Source organism: Kluyvera georgiana ATCC 51603 (assembly GCF_001654985.1).
Classification (GTDB): Bacteria; Pseudomonadota; Gammaproteobacteria; order Enterobacterales; family Enterobacteriaceae; genus Kluyvera; species Kluyvera georgiana.
This window is the reverse complement of record NZ_LXEU01000030.1, coordinates 63,441-79,247: the sequence shown is the minus strand read 5'-3', so window position 1 is coordinate 79,247 and position 15,807 is coordinate 63,441. Positions and strand designations below refer to the sequence as shown.

Below are 15,807 nucleotides of genomic sequence, written 5' to 3'. Positions count from 1 at the left end.
AGGAGGCTATAACATGTTGAAATCCCCATTTATTCTGGCTATCGCCGGCGGTGGCAGCACCTATACGCCGGGCATTGTCAAAAGCCTGATGGTGCGCCTGAGCGACTTCCCGCTGGCGGAAATTCGCCTCTACGATATCGATGAAGCGCGGCAAAACACCATCGCCCCGGTGGTGGAAAAGGTGATTCGCGACCATAGCCAGAACATCAAATTTACCGTGACCACCTGCCCGGAAACGGCGTTTAGCGGCGCGCACTTCGTCTTTGCCCAGATGCGCGTCGGGCAGTACAAAATGCGCGAGCAGGATGAAAAAATTCCGCTACGCCACGGCGTGGTCGGCCAGGAGACCTGCGGCCCTGGAGGGCTGGCCTACGGCCTGCGCACCATTCTGCCGATGGTCGAGCTGATTGACCTTGTTGAGCGCTATGCCGATCCGAAAGCGTGGATCGTCAACTATTCCAACCCGGCGGCGATTGTGGCCGAAGGCATTCGCCGACTGCGTCCGCAGGCGCGAGTGCTGAATATCTGCGATATGCCGGTGGCGGCGATGCGCAATATGGGGGCGATTCTCGGCGTCGACCGCCACAAGCTCGACGTCGACTACTTTGGCCTCAACCACTTTGGCTGGTTTACCCAGGTTCGGGTCGATGGCGAAGACAAACTGCCTGAGTTACGTCGCCACGTGGCGAAATTCGGCCTGCTGACCGAAGACGCCGCGCAAACCGATCCACAGCATGCCGATCCGTCCTGGGTGAAAACCTGGCGTAATATCAAACCAATTATGGACTGCTTCCCGGAATATCTGCCGAACCCGTATCTGCAGTATTACCTGATGCCCAACCAAATCGTCGAGCATCAGAACCCGGACTACACGCGCGCCAACGAAGTGATGGACGGGCGAGAGAAAAAGCTGTTTGCGGCGGCGGTGAAGTATCAGCAAACCGGTATTCTGCCGGACGCTTTCCACGTTGGCGTGCACGGGGAATTTATCGTCGAAGTGGCCCGGTCTCTGGCCTTTGATTTACGCCAGCGCCATTTAGTGATCGTTGAAAATCAGGGCGCCATCGCCAATCTGCCGGACGATGCCATGGTAGAAGTCCCGGCCTACATCACCGCCAATGGCCCGGAGCCGGTGCGGATGGGCAATGTGCCGCTGTTCCACCAGACGCTGTTAATGCAGCAGCTGGCCTCAGAGCAGCTGTTGGTTGAAGCCACGCTTGAGGGCAGCTATGAAAAAGCGTTACAGGCCTTTACCCTCAACCGTACCGTGCCAACAATGGAACACGCGCGCGCTATTCTTGACGAGATGATTATCGCCAACCGGGATTACTGGCCGCAGCTGCAACATGCCTGGCAAAATGGTGAAGCCACGCGCTAATAAACCGCGGGTCGCTTGTCGGTGTGAGCAAAAACACCGACAATCTCTCTATGATTCATCAATGGAGGGTACCATGACCACTTCGTATTTTGTTGCCGCCGACTGGCTGGCTGAGCACGTTGATGACCCGGAAGTTCAGATTATCGACGCCCGCATGGCGCCGCCGGGACAAGAACATCGCGATCTGCGCGCGGAATACCGCGCCGGGCATCTGCCGGGCGCGGTCTTTTTTGATATTGAGGTCCTCTCCGACCACACCTCGCCGCTGCCGCATATGATGCCGCGCCCGGAGGCTTTCGCCGTCGCCATGCGCGAACTGGGCGTCAGCCGCGATAAACATCTGGTCATCTATGACGAAGGCAACCTGTTCTCCGCGCCGCGCGCGTGGTGGATGCTGCGTACCTTTGGCGCAGAGCGGGTCTCTATTCTGGCCGGGGGGCTGGCCGGCTGGCAGCGCGACGATCTGCTGCTCGAGCAGGGAGACGTACAAAGCGCTGAGGGCGAGTTTGAGTCTACATTCCATGCCGAAGCAGTCAAACGACTGACCGACGTGCTGTTGGCCAGCCATGAAGGCTCCGCGCAAATCGTCGACGCCCGTCCGGCGCCGCGCTTCAATGCCCAGGTTGATGAACCGCGTCCTGGACTGCGTCGTGGGCACATTCCCGGCGCGCGCAACGTGCCCTGGGGCGATCTGGTGGTGGACGGTGAGCTAAAAACCACTGACCAGCTCGAAGCTATCTTTGCTCGTCAGGGTGTCGACTTACATCAGCCGATTATCGTGAGCTGCGGTTCCGGCGTGACGGCGGCGGTGGTCGCACTGGCGCTGGCCACGCTTGAGGCCGACGACGTAACCCTGTACGACGGGTCCTGGAGTGAATGGGGTGCCCGCGCCGACCTGCCGATAGAGCCTGTGCAGTAATGGATAATCGCCTGGCAACGCTGCTGACGCGCGGAGCGTCCTTAACCCGCGCGGAGTATCGGGTGCTGGCGCATTTGACGGAGCATCCGCTGCTGGTAGGCAAGATCACCGTCCGTCAACTGGCGCAGGCGACATTTGTCTCCACGGCAACCATTATGCGGCTGTGTCAAAAGCTGGGCTTTAGCGGCTACAGCGAGTTTATCTGGCACTGTAAAAGCCTGCTGGCGGAAACGCCGCATATCGCGGCGCAACGCACAGAGTCCTGCGCGGAATTTCCCGAATTGTTCAACCGCTTTATCGCCAACTACCAGCAGTCTTTTCAGTGGGCAACGGCGGACAAGCGGCAGCAGTTTACCCGCCTGCTGCGCGAGCAGGAAAGCTTCTTTCTCTATGGCGCAGGGTTTTCTTATCTCTTTGCCGAGTATCTGACGAAAAAGCTTCAGGTGCTCGGCAAAACGGCCTTTATTTCCGGCCCGGGCGATAGCCGTAACATCTTTCTCAGCAACGCCGCGCGCTACCAGGTGTTTATCGCCGTATCGCGCAGCGGCGAAACCGAGCAGGTGCTGGATAAGGCGCGCATCGCCCGCAACGTGGGCATGACGGTTGTCGCCTTCACCCGCGCCTCCGCCAATACGCTGGCGGGACTGGCGGATCTGCATTTTGCGCTGTATGACGAAGCCGCGCATTTTGCCGCCGAAGCGGCGGATATCACGTCATTTGAGTCCAATCTGGTGCTGTTGATGGATTTATTGCTGCTGGAGGCGACGGGGTAATCAGGGGGGTTCAGGCACAAAAAAACCGCCTGTAACAGCGGTTTCTTTGTGCTGGTCCGGTTCGCGGCCTTTCCAGCAGGCTACATTGCTAAAGCAATGCAAGCGTATCTCAGCAGGCAAATATTCTCTTTTGCCGGAACTAAAGTCAAGTTAATAACCAAAGAAACTATTTCATTTTTACCGTTTTATCGTAAGCGGCCCTTTCCGCCGTCTCGCAAACGGGCGCTGGCTTCGGGAAAGGATGTCCCATGGCCGTACTGCAAGCGTGTCTCAGCACTTGCTATCGCAACATTATCGCCAGCGGTGCTGCTGTGATGCGGTCTTCGCATGGACCGCGCAATGAACAGACGATACTTCTGTATCGTGCTGATTGTTTCTGCCGCCTTGTTTCTTCGCACCAACAGCGAACGGAGTCACTCCGTCAGCGCCGTTAGCGCGATGAGCATCGCGCAGGGCAAGTAAGCCAGGATGCCGCCCTTCGGGGCGGCTTTCCTCGGGTCAGATAATCCGGTTCTGCTTAAAATCGCGCAGGAAGCTGCCCCAGCGCTTTTCGTAGAACGGCGTAATATGCGCCAGCATAAAGTGGCTGATGCCCGGCTCGCCTTCCACCACCTGGCAGATATCAATCGGTTCGTCGCCCGGCAGGGTGTCGGTCGCGACGCTGCCAGCGGCGTGGATAATCTCTTCGATATCCCCTTCCGCTTCAATCCCGATCAGCAGGTTTGGCTGTTCATCAGCGTGTTCTTTGATGGAGCACAGAAATGCGCGTTTGACCGTTTTCAGGGTTTTAAACAGCGTGGTGAGCGACTCCACCATCTGTGCCGGTGGCTCTGCCACTTCAGAGAGCAGCAGCGCGCTACCGCCTTCCAGCACCGTCTGGGTGCTCAGCGGATTGCCCTCCTCGCCAATCAGGTGGCTGATTTCACGCGGGGTAAACTCTTTACCGGTCGGCAGTTTGGCGTTGAGGAACAGCGTCTCGCCGAGGGTCATTTCAAACAGCGAACGTACCGGCATGACGACAAACGCCTGCTCGGTGGTCACCGCCTGCTTCAGCGCTTCCAGCGAGGTGAAGAACGGGATAACGGAGGTGCCGTCATCTTTTTCCCAGTGCTGAAGTTCCAGCGCGCTGTCGTCGACAACCTGTTGATCATCGGCAGCCGCGCCGGGAACCCAGACGGTGGACTCCAGCAGGGTGCGGAAAAAGGCCGGGCGATGAGCAGGTTCCGTCGCCGCTTGTTCCAGCAGCGTTTCGAGTTCGTTTTTGGTTTCGGACATAAGGCCACAAATTCAATGGTTACTGTAGGGCGGGCAAGCGAAGCGCCCCCGCCAGTATTTTGCCGGATGGCGCTACGCTTATCCGGCCTACGCGGTCAACAGATTCGCAATTGTCCGCACGCCCAGCCCGGTCGCGCCAGCCGACCACTGCTCAACGGCAGCTTTGCGGTAGGTCGCTGAGCAGTCGATGTGCAGCCAACCTTCGTGATAGTTTTCCACGAAGTGAGACAGGAAGCCCGCCGCCGTGCTCGCACCCGCCGGGTAGGCCGCGCTGCCGGTGTTGTTCAGTTCAGCAAAGTTAGATGGCAGCTGGTTGCGGTGGAACTCGGCCAGCGGCAGACGCCAGAAGGCTTCGTTTTCAGCCTGCGCGCTCGCCAGCAGACGGTTCGCTAGCTTGTCGTCAAAGCTGAACAGCGCGTGGTAATCATTACCCAGCGCGGTTTTTGCCGCCCCGGTCAGGGTTGCCGCATCAATGATAAGCTCAGGTTTCTGCGCGCTGGCGTCAATCAGGCCATCGGCCAGCACCAGGCGACCTTCCGCATCGGTGTTCATCACTTCCACATTTTTACCGTTACGGTAGTGGATGATATCGCCCAGCTTGAAGGCGTTGCCGCTGATCAGGTTGTCCGCGCAGCACAGGTACAGTTTTACACGCTTGTTCAGACCACGGGTGATCGCCAGCGCCAGCGCGCCGGTCACGGTCGCCGCGCCGCCCATATCGGATTTCATGGAGTCCATGAATGCGCTCTGTTTGATGCTGTAGCCGCCGGAATCGAAGGTAATGCCTTTACCCACCAGGCAGGCGTAAACCGGCGCGTCTTTATCGCCCGTTGGGTTGTAGTCCAGCGCCAGCAATACCGGCGGACGTTCAGAACCACGGCCTACGGTGTGCAGGCCAGCGTAACCCTGCTCGCGCAGATCTTCACCTTTGGTAATACGATATGAAACGTTATCGCAGGCCACACCGCACAGCAGATCTACCGCACGCTGCGCCAGCTGCTCCGGGCCTAACTCTTCCGCCGGGGCGTTGATGGTGTCACGCACCCAGTCAATGTAGGTAAGACGGTTATCCAGCTCCTGGCGCTGAGCGTCGTCCAGCTCCGGCCACTCGACCTGGCGAGTGCCTTTCGGCCCTTTGTAGCCCGCCCAGAAAGCCCATGCGAGGTCAACGTTCCAGCCTTCGCCGCTCAGCGCAACATGCTTGATGCCCATGCCGTCGATTTTGCGCGCCGCGCGCTGGATAAGACCCGCGTCGTCGCGGCCGGTCAGGTGCAGGGTAATCCCTTCATCATTAATGCTATAGGCCGCTTTGTCACCCCAGCGCGCATCGGCTGGCTGGGTAGACAGGGTAATTTTCATCGCTTCTGTCATTTTATTTATCCTTATTAGCAAACGGGCCGCCGAAGGGCAGCCCGTTAGGTGACTTATTCTGCTTCATCCAACCAGACTAGCAGAATTGCCTCAAGAATTTTTTCATTTGATGCCTGAGGATCGTCATCAAAGTCTTCGAGGTCGCAAATCCACTGGTGCATGTCGGTAAAACGTACCGTTTTCGGATCGGTATCCGGGAAGGTATCGTAAAGCGCTTCGCCGATTTCGCGGCTGTCGGTCCACTTCAGTCCCATACTATCCTCTTAGTGCTCGCGCGCGTGGTTAATTGTGTAACGCGGAATTTCGACCACCAGGTCTTCATCCGTAACGCGGGCCTGGCAGCTCAGGCGGCTATCCGGTTCCAGCCCCCAGGCTTTATCCAGCATATCGTCTTCGTCTTCGGTGCTTTCCGGCAGCGAGTCGAAACCTTCACGTACGATGCAGTGACAGGTGGTGCAGGCACAGGATTTTTCACAGGCGTGTTCAATCTCGATACCGCTACGCAGTGCAGCATCCAGAATGGTTTCACCGGTCTCAGCTTCCACAACGACGCCATCCGGGCACAGGTCCTGATGGGGCAGAAAAACAATCTTTGGCATATTAAACCTCGTCCACGGATTGGCCTTTCAGCGCGACACGGACGGATTGGTCCATACGGCGAGCGGCGAATTCCTGGGTTTGTTTGTCAACGTTTTTAATGGCTTGTTCGATGGCATCAGTGTCGTTGCCTTCAGCTACCGCGCTTAACGCCGCAGCGGCCTCGTCAATTTCCTGACGCTCTGCGGCACTTAACAGCGCGGCATCGGCGGCAAGGGCGCTGTGCAGGCTTTCCAGCACGCGCGCCGCTTCCACTTTCTGCTCTGCCAGCATACGTGCTTTCACGTCCTGCTCGGCATAGCTCATGGAATCCTGAATCATGGTGGCGATTTCGCCGTCGGTCAGTCCGTAGGACGGCTTAACCTGAATAGAGGACTCAACGCCGGTGGATTTCTCCATGGCGGTGACGCTCAGCAGGCCGTCGGCATCCACCTGGAAGGTCACGCGAATGTGCGCCCCGCCGGCCGGTAACGCCGGGATCCCGCGCAGCGCAAAGCGCGCCAGCGAACGGCAATCCTGCACCAGCTCGCGCTCGCCCTGCATCACGTGGATGGACATCGCGGTCTGGCCGTCTTTGAAGGTGGTGAACTCCTGCGCGCGAGCCACCGGAATAGTGGTGTTACGCGGGATAACCTTCTCTACCAGTCCGCCCATGGTTTCGAGGCCGAGGGAGAGCGGAATCACATCGAGCAGCAGCATTTCGCTGTCCGGCTTGTTGCCGACCAGAATATCAGCCTGTACGGCGGCACCAATGGCGACCACTTTATCCGGGTCGATTGAGGTCAGCGGCGTGCGGCCAAAGAATTCGCCCACGCGCTCGCGCACCAGCGGCACGCGGGTCGAACCGCCCACCATCACCACTTCCAGCACTTCTTCAGCTTCCACGCCCGCATCTTTCAGCGCGCGACGGCAGGCCAGCAGCGTGCGCTTCACCAGCGCGGAGATAAGATCGTTAAACTGTTCGCGGGTCACCTCGCCTTTCCAGCCCGCCACCTCAACGGTGACGCTGTCGGCATCGCTCAGGGCGATTTTGGCGGCGATGGCGGCATCAAGCAGCTCGCGCTGTACGCGGTTGTCGCTGCGATCGGCAATGCCCGCTTGTTCGCGGATGTAATCGGCCAGCAGGTGGTCGAAGTCGTCGCCGCCCAGCGCGGAATCCCCCCCGGTGGCCAGCACTTCAAACACGCCGCGGCTAAGGCGCAGAATCGAGATATCGAAGGTACCGCCGCCCAGATCGTAGACGGCAATCACCCCTTCCTGACCGGAATCGAGGCCATAGGCAATCGCCGCGGCGGTCGGTTCGTTCAGCAGACGCAGCACGTGTAGGCCAGCCAGACGCGCGGCATCTTTGGTGCCCTGACGCTGTGCATCGTCAAAGTAAGCGGGAACGGTAATCACCACGCCATCAAGCTCGCCATCAAGCGTTTCGGTGGCGCGCGCCGCCAGCGCTTTGAGAATATCAGCCGAGACGCGGATCGGGTTGAGTACACCGGCGTTGGTCACCAGCATCGGCAGGCCGTTTTCACTGGACTGGAACTGGTAAGGCAGGTGCGGGTAACGCGTCTGGATATCCGCCAGCGAGCGGCCCATCATGCGTTTTACGGAGCTAATCGTGTTGGCTGGGTCCAGCGCGGCGTTGGTGCGCGCATCGTAGCCGACCACGTGGCCCTGCTCCTGATAGTGCACAACAGAAGGCAGCAGGTGACGCCCCTGATTGTCGGCCAGCGTTTCCGCCTGACCGCTACGCACGGTAGCCACCAGGGAATTGGTGGTGCCTAAGTCAATGCCCACCGCCAGACGACGCTGGTGCGGTGCGGCGCTCAGACCCGGCTCACTAATTTGTAATAAGGCCATGTTAAGCTTCCAGAATCAAAAATCGAGCAGCTTTTCTTCGAGTAATTCAGCGCTGCTTTGGAGTTTATCGAGAAAACGCAGTTTACGTACGGTATCCGCCGCCGCGTCCCACGTTTGCGAATCGAGTTCCGCCACCATCTGCTGCTGACGCTGGCTGTACATCGCTTTGATGCGCTTAAGCAGCGCTTCCAGACGGTCAGCGTCTTTCGCCTGTTCAATCTCGTCCAGCTCTTCACGCAGTTCCAGCTGTTCCATCAGGAATGCGGTATCGCGTACGGTATGCTGTTCGGAGGCCAGATCGAAGCCGTGCAGAGAGAGCAGATATTCGGCGCGCGTCAGCGGGTGACGCAGCGTTTGCCATGCCTGGTTGATATTCGCGGAGCGCTGGACAGCCGCGAGCTGTTCAGCTTCGCTGGCGCTGGCAAAACGGTCGGGGTGATTCTGACGCTGCAGGTCCTGGAAGCGTGCCGCGAGGGCCTGAGTGTCTACGTGATAACCGGCTGGCAATCCAAAGAGAGTGAAGTAATCCATGACGTTCTCAGGGTTAACTATTTAAAACAAACCCCACGCACAGCAGTGGTGCTATGGTGGGGTTGGCAGGACTCAAAATCAGACGTTAAAGCTTTCGCCGCAACCGCACTCGTCTTTCACGTTCGGGTTAGTAAATTTAAACCCTTCGTTGAGACCTTCTTTGACGAAGTCGAGCTGCGTGCCATCAAGAAATTGCAGGCTCTTACCGTCGATGACCACCTTCACGCCCTTGTCTTCGAAAACGGTATCTTCTGCCGCCGGCTCGTCAACAAATTCCAGTACATAGGCCATACCTGAACAGCCGGACGTTCTGACGCCCAGACGCAGACCAAACCCTTTACCGCGGTTTGCCAGGAAGGTATTCACTCGCGCTGCTGCACTGTCGCTTAAGGTAATCGACATAAAAACCTCAACTCTTCTTAATTATTTTGCTTCACGTTTGCTTTTGTAATCCGCAATTGCGGCTTTAATCGCGTCTTCTGCCAGGATAGAGCAGTGAATTTTCACCGGTGGCAGTTCAAGTTCGTCGGCGATATCGGTATTTTTAATCGCCTGTGCTTCGTCCAGGGATTTCCCTTTTACCCACTCGGTGACGAGGGAGCTGGAAGCAATGGCGGAACCGCAGCCGTAGGTCTTGAAACGCGCGTCTTCAATGATACCTTCATTGTTGACTTTAATCTGCAACTTCATCACGTCGCCACAGGCCGGCGCGCCGACCATACCGCTGCCGACGCTCTCGTCGCTATTGTCGAAGGAACCTACGTTACGTGGGTTCTCGTAATGATCGATTACTTTTTCGCTGTAAGCCATGATGTATTCTCCTTATCGATGCCCTAAATAATTCGAGTTGCAGGAAGGCGGCAAGGGAGCGAATCCCCAGGAACGTACACAAGTACGTGACTGGGGTGAGCGAGCGCGGCCAACGCATCTGCAACTTGAAGTATGACGGGCATACCGATTAATGATGTGACCATTCAATACTGTTCAGATCCACGCCCTGCTTGAACATTTCCCACAGTGGAGAAAGATCGCGCAGACGGCCAATGGCGTTACGAACCAGATTGATGGTGTAGTCAATCTCTTCTTCGGTAGTGAAACGACCTAAAGAGAAACGAATGGAGCTATGCGCCAGCTCATCGGTCATGCCCAGCGCGCGCAGCACGTAGGATGGCTCGAGGCTTGCGGAAGTACATGCGGAACCGGAGGAAACCGCCAGGTCTTTCAGCGCCATAATCAGGGATTCGCCTTCAACGTAGTTAAAGCTCACGTTGAGGATGTTCGGAGCGCCCTGCTCAAGGTCACCGTTCAGGTAGACCTCTTCCATATCTTTCACGCCGTTCCACAGACGGTTACGCAGACCGCGCAGACGGGCCATTTCGGTCTCCATCTCTTCTTTCGCGATACGGTAAGCTTCGCCCATGCCGACGATCTGGTGAACAGGCAGGGTACCGGAACGCATGCCGCGCTCGTGACCGCCGCCGTGCATCTGCGCTTCGATACGGATACGCGGTTTACGACGCACGTACAGCGCGCCGATACCTTTCGGGCCGTAGATTTTGTGGCCGGAGAAGGACATCAGGTCAACTTTCAGCTGGCTCAGGTCGATAGGCAGTTTGCCCACGCTCTGGGTGGCGTCAACGTGATAGATGATGCCGCGCGCACGGCACATTTCGCCGATAGTCGCGATATCCTGCACCACGCCGATTTCGTTGTTCACGTGCATGATGGAGACGAGGATGGTGTCGTCACGCATCGCCGCTTCGAGCTCTTTGAGATCGATAATGCCGTTGCGCTGCGGGGCGAGGTAGGTGACTTCGAACCCTTCGCGCTCCAGCTGACGACAGGTGTCCAGCACGGCTTTGTGCTCGGTTTTGCTGGTGATGATGTGCTTGCCTTTTTTCTGATAAAAGTTGGCTGCACCTTTAATCGCCAGGTTATCGGATTCAGTCGCACCGGAAGTAAATACGATTTCACGCGGGTCAGCACCCACGAGGTCGGCAATCTGGTTACGGGCGATATCTACCGCCTCTTCAGCCTGCCAGCCAAAACGGTGTGAACGAGAGGCCGGGTTACCAAAGGTCCCGTCCAGGGTCAGAAACTGCATCATTTTCTCGGCAACACGCGGGTCCACCGGCGTGGTTGCGGAGTAGTCGAGATAAATCGGTAATTTCATTGCTCTTTAACTCCGTACATCACTCAATGCAAGGAGTCAGGCAACCGGCTGGATGTACGACCGCTTGACGGGAGATTTTCCCGGCCTGACTCTGAAATCTCATTGTTATCTATAACTCGCTCTGCGCATCACGCAGCAGAGCGGTTGGATTATGCGCGTAACTTAACGTCGATTGCGTCTTGTACGCGAGTCGTGCGGGAGGTGTCGTGCGAGTGCTGACGGCCAGACACGTCCAGAACTTCCTGGTTGTTCACCAGTTCACCGAGGGTGATGTTGTTCAGGAAACCGGTCAGGCGGTCGCTCAAATCGCGCCACAGAGCGTGGGTCAAACATTTATCGCCGCCCTGGCAGCCACCTTTCCCCTGGCAGCGGGTCGCGTCAACGGACTCGTCCACTGCGCTAATCACTTCGCCTACGGCGATATGGTTTGCTTCTTTACCCAGCAGATAACCGCCGCCTGGACCACGTACGCTGGACACTAAGCCATTTTTACGCAGACGGGAGAACAACTGCTCCAGATAGGAGAGTGAAATTCCCTGACGTTCAGAAATATCAGCCAACGGCACCGGGCCCGCTTCGGAGTTGAGTGCAACGTCCAGCATCGCGGTCACGGCGTAACGCCCTTTAGATGTCAGTCTCATGTCTTACTTAACCTCAAACTCGCCCCTGCCCGGGGTTTTTAATAATAGTGTGGGTATTGCATAGCAGGAGCAAGTCTGACATTCCCGACTAAATCAGTCAACTATTTACTTGAGTGATTTAGTCAGGTATTTGACGTTCTGTGCGGTATTGATCTGCCGGATGGCGCTTCGCTTATCCGGCCTACTGGCCGCTCGAGTTGTAGGCCGGATAAGCGAAGCGCCATCCGGCATTTACGCGATTACTTGCCTTTGTTCTGCTGCTCAATAGACGCCAGAATCCCGCGCAGGATGTTCAGCTCCTGGCTTTCCGGACGCGCGCGGGTGAACAGACGACGCAGCTTGTTCATCACCTGCCCCGGATGGTTTTCACGAATGAAGCCCGTAGAGAGCAGCGTCTGCTCCAGGTGACCGTAGAAACGTTCGAGATCGTCCACCAGCGGGTAAGGTGTTTCTTCGTGTTCCACCTTCGGTTCAGCGCTTTCCTGCGCCGCCAGCCAGGCCATACGCACTTCATAAGAAATGACCTGTACCGCCATCGCCAGGTTTAGCGAGCTGTATTCCGGGTTAGCGGCAATCGCCACGTGGTAGTGGCATTTCTGCAGTTCTTCGTTAGTCAGGCCCACGCGTTCACGGCCAAACACCAGCGCGACCGGCGCGTGTTCAGCTTCAGAGACGCTTTTCAGGCCGCATTCACGCGGGTCGAGCATCGGCCACGGCAGAGTGCGGGAACGCGCGCTGGTGCCGACCACCAGGCTGCAACCGGCCAGCGCTTCGTCAAGGGTATCGACGATCTGCGCGCTGCCAATCACATCGCTGGCGCCTGCCGCCAGGGCGATGGCCTGGGAGTCCGGTTTCACCAGCGGATTAACCAGCCACAGGTTAGTTAAGCCCATGGTTTTCATAGCGCGGGCAACGGAGCCCATGTTGCCAGTATGGGAGGTTTCGACCAGCACGATTCGGATATTTTGCAGCATTGTCATTCTTCGTCTAAAGATTATTCGGCCATATTACCATAAAGCTGAGACAGAATCCGAATTCGCTGCTATGATATGCGCCGTTTTCCCCGTTCTTTAACATCCAGTGAGAGTAACCTGATGCATCCGATGCTGAACATCGCCGTGCGCGCAGCGCGCAAGGCGGGTAACCTGATTGCCAAAAACTACGAAACGCCAGAAGCTGTTGAAGCGAGCCAGAAAGGCAGCAACGATTTCGTGACCAACGTTGATAAAGCTGCCGAAGCGGTGATTATCGACACCATTCGCAAATCTTACCCGCAACACACCATCATCACCGAAGAAAGCGGTGAACATGTTGGCGAAGATCTGGATGTACAATGGGTTATCGATCCGCTGGATGGCACCACCAACTTCATCAAACGTCTGCCACACTTCTCTGTTTCTATTGCCGTACGCATTAAAGGCCGTACCGAAGTGGCCGTCGTTTACGATCCGATGCGTAACGAACTGTTCACCGCCACTCGCGGCCAGGGCGCACAGCTCAACGGTTATCGTCTGCGCGGCAGCTCTGCCCGCGATCTGGATGGCACCATTATCGCCACCGGTTTCCCGTTCAAAGCCAAGCAGCACGCGACCGCTTACATGAACATCCTCGGCAATATGTTTACCGAATGCGCGGACTTCCGCCGTTCCGGTTCCGCTGCGCTGGATCTGGCCTACCTGGCCGCTGCGCGCGTTGACGGTTACTTCGAAATCGGCCTGAAGCCGTGGGACTTTGCAGCGGGCGAGCTGATCGCACGTGAAGCGGGCGCGCTGGTTTGCGATTTCGTTGGCGGTCATAACTACATGATGACCGGTAACATCGTTGCGGGTAACCCACGCGTGGTCAAAGCCATGCTGGCAAACATGCGCGACGAACTGAGCGAAGCGCTGAAGCGCTAAGTTTATACAGCAAGTCATTAAGAAGCCCTTTCGCGGGCTTCTTTTTTATCTCCCTTCCCCAGAATTATCTCTATTCCCGTTGCCGCCAACTCCATCGTCTATACTTAGCCTTTTGTTAGCCAAAAGGAGAACGAGCATGACAATTCACAAGCACGGCTCAGCGCACTGGTCAGGTGATATCAAACGCGGAAAAGGAACGGTCTCTACCGAAAGTGGCGTTCTTAACCAGCAGCCTTATGGCTTTAATACCCGTTTTGAAGGTGTAAAAGGAACTAACCCGGAAGAGCTGATTGGCGCGGCTCATGCGGCCTGTTTTTCGATGGCGTTATCATTGATGCTCGGCGAAGCAGGTTATACCGCAGATGCCATTGATACCACGGCGGACGTCTCGTTGGATAAAACCGACGGTGGCTTTGCCATTACCAAAATCGCGCTGCAAAGTAAGGTGGCGGTCCCGGGTATCGACGCGCAACAGTTCGATGGCATCATCCACAAAGCCAAAGCCGGTTGCCCGGTATCACAGCTGTTAAAAGCGGAAATCACGCTGGACTATACCTTGAACTAACGCTTAAACCGCTGATTCTGGCGCCTCTGATAAAAGAGGCGCAGATGAGGTATGCCACACAAGAACAGCCCTCAATGCCATGTTTTCGGGCTCAGACCGTTTTATGCCCCCTCGACGTTAACGCTAAAACGGCCTCAGCCCCCTGCCCACCGGCACCGCGCTCAGCCACATCACCGCCGCCGCGGCAATCAGAATAACGCCGCCCGCTAACGCCAGCGTCGTCCAGCCCACCTGCCGCCACAGCACCGGAGTTTTATTGCCGCTCAGCTTCACCGCCAGCGTACGGAAACCGTGAACCAGCAGCGCCAGCGACGAGATGGTGAGTGACGTGCCCGCCGCCATCGCCAGCGCCGAAGCAACGCCCCAGCCAAATACGCCGATCACTTTACTGAACAGCAGTACCATAATCGCGCCGGAACACGGACGCATTCCCATAGAGAGAATAATCATCAGCCTGGCACGCCAGTCGTCTCCCTGTGCCAGCTGTTCAGGATTCGGTAAATGTTGATGGCCACAGCCGCAACCATCATGATGTTCATGATGCGGTGTGAAGGCAGTAAATGTGGGTTTTCGCAGCAACGCGCGCAGCTTTTTCAGCGCCCGCCAGCACAGCAGCAGCCCAAGGACGCCCACCAACGCGTAACTACCCTTCTCCAGCCAGAAGCTGCTGAGATGCAGCTGGCGCGCAGGAAGCTGTAGCACGGTGAGCACGATAATCACCAGCCCAATCGCCACCACGCCCTGTAATAATGAGGAGGCCAGCGTCAGACCAATGCTCGACTTGAGTTTCGACGGATGGGTTGCCAGCCAGGTGGTAATCACCACTTTGCCATGCCCCGGCCCCAGCGCGTGGAGCACGCCGTAGGCAAAGCTGAAGAGTAGCAACGCGCCGCCGGCCTGTGTGGGGTTGTCGGCAACCGCTTTCAGTAGACCGCTCATCTGCTGGTTAACGTCGCGCTGCCAGATAACGCTTTTCAGCATCACCTGCGGCCACGCCTGCCACAGCCACGCCAGCCCTGCGGCGGCGGCCACGAGAAACAGCGCCAGCGGCCAGAGCGAAACCCAGCGGCGCACCGGACGGCGTCGGTTAACGGAAATTACTGACATTGTACGGTCACCTTCTGGGCAAACTGTTTCCCCAATTCCATGTCCTCCTCCGGTGCGTCTTCTTTATCGAGCGACTGGGCGTAGGAGAGCATCTGTTCATTCGGCTGCGGCGTGTGCACGCTAACGTTGCACACGCCTTTAAAATCAGCGGCAAACGCCACGTCGCTGTCTTTTTCGTAGCTCATATCGACATAATAGGTCGGGTCAAAGGTGGAGAACGTATAGGTCTGCCCCGCCAGCGGTTGTGGTGAGGCCAGGGGCAACGTGAAGGTCAATACCGCCTGGTGCCCCTCACGCGCCAGACCGTACTCTTTGGGCAGATTGTCAAACTTCACCTTTATGCCGTTATGCCAGAACTCGGTGAAGTAGTGCTGCCCCAGCACGTTGGCCATCACTTCCGCCGCCAGTTTTTTCCACACCTCATCGCCGGGCTTTGCATTACCCGCGTCGTACAGCAGGTCAGCCGAGGTGAGCTCATCCATCACCCAGCGCATTTTCATGCCGGTCAGCGCGCCATCGCTCACCACCAATTGATTGGTGATGGTGATAAAACTGTGCGGATGTGCCCTGGCGTTTAATGATAAAAACGCAAGAAACACCATAACCGCGCATTGTTTCACTCTCTTCATCCGTTCCTCAGTGAAAAATTCTGTGAGCGTCACCAGCATTCCTTAGCGAAAGCCCCGTGGTTGCCGCTATCTTTTGTCTATCCTTAATCCAGGTTA

Annotated in this window: 19 protein-coding genes; 6 read left to right on the top strand and 13 right to left on the bottom strand. The window is 57.1% G+C overall.

All coding sequences use genetic code 11. From position 1 onward, the window contains the following. The first annotated feature begins 13 nt into the window (after positions 1 to 13). The 4 genes from M989_RS06565 (at position 14) to timP (ending at position 3,532) form a co-directional block, all read left to right on the top strand. A complete protein-coding gene (locus tag M989_RS06565; RefSeq protein WP_064543532.1) occupies positions 14 to 1,378 on the top strand; it encodes a 6-phospho-alpha-glucosidase in 1,365 nt (454 codons plus the stop codon). A 73-nt stretch (positions 1,379 to 1,451) separates the two neighbouring features. Then, positions 1,452 to 2,297 (top strand): 3-mercaptopyruvate sulfurtransferase, encoded by an 846-nt coding sequence (gene sseA / locus M989_RS06560; protein ID WP_064543530.1) that lies wholly within the window; start codon positions 1,452 to 1,454, stop codon positions 2,295 to 2,297. Continuing rightward, positions 2,297 to 3,070, top strand: a complete 774-nt coding sequence (locus M989_RS06555; RefSeq protein ID WP_064543528.1) for a MurR/RpiR family transcriptional regulator — start codon at positions 2,297 to 2,299, stop codon at positions 3,068 to 3,070. Before sseA ends, M989_RS06555 begins: the two co-directional genes overlap by 1 nt. A 339-nt stretch (positions 3,071 to 3,409) precedes the next feature. Continuing rightward, positions 3,410 to 3,532 (top strand): small toxic inner membrane protein TimP, encoded by a 123-nt coding sequence (timP, locus tag M989_RS26195; protein WP_245191233.1) that lies wholly within the window; start codon positions 3,410 to 3,412, stop codon positions 3,530 to 3,532. Between the two features lie 36 nt (positions 3,533 to 3,568). On the opposite strand, the gene sseB is transcribed toward timP, so the two are convergent. From sseB to trmJ, 11 genes are all read right to left on the bottom strand, one after another. Then, the gene (sseB, locus tag M989_RS06550) at positions 3,569 to 4,345 is read right to left on the bottom strand and encodes an enhanced serine sensitivity protein SseB (RefSeq protein ID WP_064543526.1); all 777 of its coding nucleotides are present in this window, start codon (positions 4,343 to 4,345) and stop codon (positions 3,569 to 3,571) included. Between the two features lie 87 nt (positions 4,346 to 4,432). Continuing rightward, positions 4,433 to 5,716: an aminopeptidase PepB gene (gene pepB / locus M989_RS06545; RefSeq protein ID WP_064543524.1), complete on the bottom strand. Its 1,284-nt coding sequence runs from the start codon at positions 5,714 to 5,716 to the stop codon at positions 4,433 to 4,435. 53 nt (positions 5,717 to 5,769) lie between these two features. Continuing rightward, entirely contained in the window at positions 5,770 to 5,970 is a 201-nt protein-coding gene (gene iscX / locus M989_RS06540) for a Fe-S cluster assembly protein IscX (protein WP_064543522.1), read from the bottom strand. A gap of 9 nt (positions 5,971 to 5,979) precedes the next feature. Continuing rightward, positions 5,980 to 6,315: an ISC system 2Fe-2S type ferredoxin gene (gene fdx, locus M989_RS06535; RefSeq protein ID WP_015963427.1), complete on the bottom strand. Its 336-nt coding sequence runs from the start codon at positions 6,313 to 6,315 to the stop codon at positions 5,980 to 5,982. A 1-nt stretch (position 6,316) separates the two neighbouring features. After that, positions 6,317 to 8,167: a Fe-S protein assembly chaperone HscA gene (hscA, locus tag M989_RS06530; RefSeq protein WP_064543520.1), complete on the bottom strand. Its 1,851-nt coding sequence runs from the start codon at positions 8,165 to 8,167 to the stop codon at positions 6,317 to 6,319. Between the two features lie 15 nt (positions 8,168 to 8,182). Further along, entirely contained in the window at positions 8,183 to 8,698 is a 516-nt protein-coding gene (gene hscB, locus M989_RS06525; RefSeq protein WP_064543518.1) for a co-chaperone HscB, read from the bottom strand. A gap of 78 nt (positions 8,699 to 8,776) precedes the next feature. Then, positions 8,777 to 9,100: an iron-sulfur cluster assembly protein IscA gene (iscA, locus tag M989_RS06520; RefSeq protein ID WP_004104506.1), complete on the bottom strand. Its 324-nt coding sequence runs from the start codon at positions 9,098 to 9,100 to the stop codon at positions 8,777 to 8,779. A gap of 21 nt (positions 9,101 to 9,121) precedes the next feature. Then, complete coding sequence (gene iscU / locus M989_RS06515) at positions 9,122 to 9,508, bottom strand: Fe-S cluster assembly scaffold IscU (protein ID WP_005120408.1); 387 nt, start codon at positions 9,506 to 9,508, stop codon at positions 9,122 to 9,124. Positions 9,509 to 9,656: 148 nt separating this feature from the next. After that, positions 9,657 to 10,871, bottom strand: a complete 1,215-nt coding sequence (gene iscS / locus M989_RS06510; protein ID WP_064543516.1) for a cysteine desulfurase — start codon at positions 10,869 to 10,871, stop codon at positions 9,657 to 9,659. Positions 10,872 to 11,020: 149 nt separating this feature from the next. Beyond that, positions 11,021 to 11,512: a Fe-S cluster assembly transcriptional regulator IscR gene (gene iscR, locus M989_RS06505; protein ID WP_064543514.1), complete on the bottom strand. Its 492-nt coding sequence runs from the start codon at positions 11,510 to 11,512 to the stop codon at positions 11,021 to 11,023. Between the two features lie 239 nt (positions 11,513 to 11,751). Continuing rightward, the gene (gene trmJ / locus M989_RS06500; RefSeq protein WP_064543512.1) at positions 11,752 to 12,486 is read right to left on the bottom strand and encodes a tRNA (cytosine(32)/uridine(32)-2'-O)-methyltransferase TrmJ; all 735 of its coding nucleotides are present in this window, start codon (positions 12,484 to 12,486) and stop codon (positions 11,752 to 11,754) included. A gap of 120 nt (positions 12,487 to 12,606) precedes the next feature. Here trmJ and suhB point away from each other — a divergent pair, with 120 nt between their 5' ends. Then, positions 12,607 to 13,410, top strand: a complete 804-nt coding sequence (suhB, locus tag M989_RS06495; protein WP_064543510.1) for an inositol-1-monophosphatase — start codon at positions 12,607 to 12,609, stop codon at positions 13,408 to 13,410. Positions 13,411 to 13,546: 136 nt separating this feature from the next. After that, entirely contained in the window at positions 13,547 to 13,975 is a 429-nt protein-coding gene (locus tag M989_RS06490; protein ID WP_064543508.1) for an OsmC family protein, read from the top strand. A gap of 123 nt (positions 13,976 to 14,098) precedes the next feature. On the opposite strand, the gene M989_RS06485 is transcribed toward M989_RS06490, so the two are convergent. Together M989_RS06485 and M989_RS06480 are read right to left on the bottom strand one after the other, a co-directional pair. Then, complete coding sequence (locus M989_RS06485; protein WP_064543505.1) at positions 14,099 to 15,082, bottom strand: nickel/cobalt transporter; 984 nt, start codon at positions 15,080 to 15,082, stop codon at positions 14,099 to 14,101. Then, positions 15,073 to 15,711 (bottom strand): DUF1007 family protein, encoded by a 639-nt coding sequence (locus M989_RS06480; RefSeq protein ID WP_064543503.1) that lies wholly within the window; start codon positions 15,709 to 15,711, stop codon positions 15,073 to 15,075. Before M989_RS06480 ends, M989_RS06485 begins: the two co-directional genes overlap by 10 nt. Between the last annotated feature and the right edge of the window lie 96 nt (positions 15,712 to 15,807).

Coding starts and splice junctions, on each gene's coding strand:
- M989_RS06565 (WP_064543532.1), top strand. CDS start 14: ATGTTGAAATCCCCATTTATTCTGGCTATCGCCGGCGGTGGCAGCACC.
- sseA (WP_064543530.1), top strand. CDS start 1,452: ATGACCACTTCGTATTTTGTTGCCGCCGACTGGCTGGCTGAGCACGTT.
- M989_RS06555 (WP_064543528.1), top strand. CDS start 2,297: ATGGATAATCGCCTGGCAACGCTGCTGACGCGCGGAGCGTCCTTAACC.
- timP (WP_245191233.1), top strand. CDS start 3,410: ATGAACAGACGATACTTCTGTATCGTGCTGATTGTTTCTGCCGCCTTG.
- sseB (WP_064543526.1), bottom strand. CDS start 4,345: ATGTCCGAAACCAAAAACGAACTCGAAACGCTGCTGGAACAAGCGGCG.
- pepB (WP_064543524.1), bottom strand. CDS start 5,716: ATGACAGAAGCGATGAAAATTACCCTGTCTACCCAGCCAGCCGATGCG.
- iscX (WP_064543522.1), bottom strand. CDS start 5,970: ATGGGACTGAAGTGGACCGACAGCCGCGAAATCGGCGAAGCGCTTTAC.
- fdx (WP_015963427.1), bottom strand. CDS start 6,315: ATGCCAAAGATTGTTTTTCTGCCCCATCAGGACCTGTGCCCGGATGGC.
- hscA (WP_064543520.1), bottom strand. CDS start 8,167: ATGGCCTTATTACAAATTAGTGAGCCGGGTCTGAGCGCCGCACCGCAC.
- hscB (WP_064543518.1), bottom strand. CDS start 8,698: ATGGATTACTTCACTCTCTTTGGATTGCCAGCCGGTTATCACGTAGAC.
- iscA (WP_004104506.1), bottom strand. CDS start 9,100: ATGTCGATTACCTTAAGCGACAGTGCAGCAGCGCGAGTGAATACCTTC.
- iscU (WP_005120408.1), bottom strand. CDS start 9,508: ATGGCTTACAGCGAAAAAGTAATCGATCATTACGAGAACCCACGTAAC.
- iscS (WP_064543516.1), bottom strand. CDS start 10,871: ATGAAATTACCGATTTATCTCGACTACTCCGCAACCACGCCGGTGGAC.
- iscR (WP_064543514.1), bottom strand. CDS start 11,512: ATGAGACTGACATCTAAAGGGCGTTACGCCGTGACCGCGATGCTGGAC.
- trmJ (WP_064543512.1), bottom strand. CDS start 12,486: ATGCTGCAAAATATCCGAATCGTGCTGGTCGAAACCTCCCATACTGGC.
- suhB (WP_064543510.1), top strand. CDS start 12,607: ATGCATCCGATGCTGAACATCGCCGTGCGCGCAGCGCGCAAGGCGGGT.
- M989_RS06490 (WP_064543508.1), top strand. CDS start 13,547: ATGACAATTCACAAGCACGGCTCAGCGCACTGGTCAGGTGATATCAAA.
- M989_RS06485 (WP_064543505.1), bottom strand. CDS start 15,082: ATGTCAGTAATTTCCGTTAACCGACGCCGTCCGGTGCGCCGCTGGGTT.
- M989_RS06480 (WP_064543503.1), bottom strand. CDS start 15,711: ATGAAGAGAGTGAAACAATGCGCGGTTATGGTGTTTCTTGCGTTTTTA.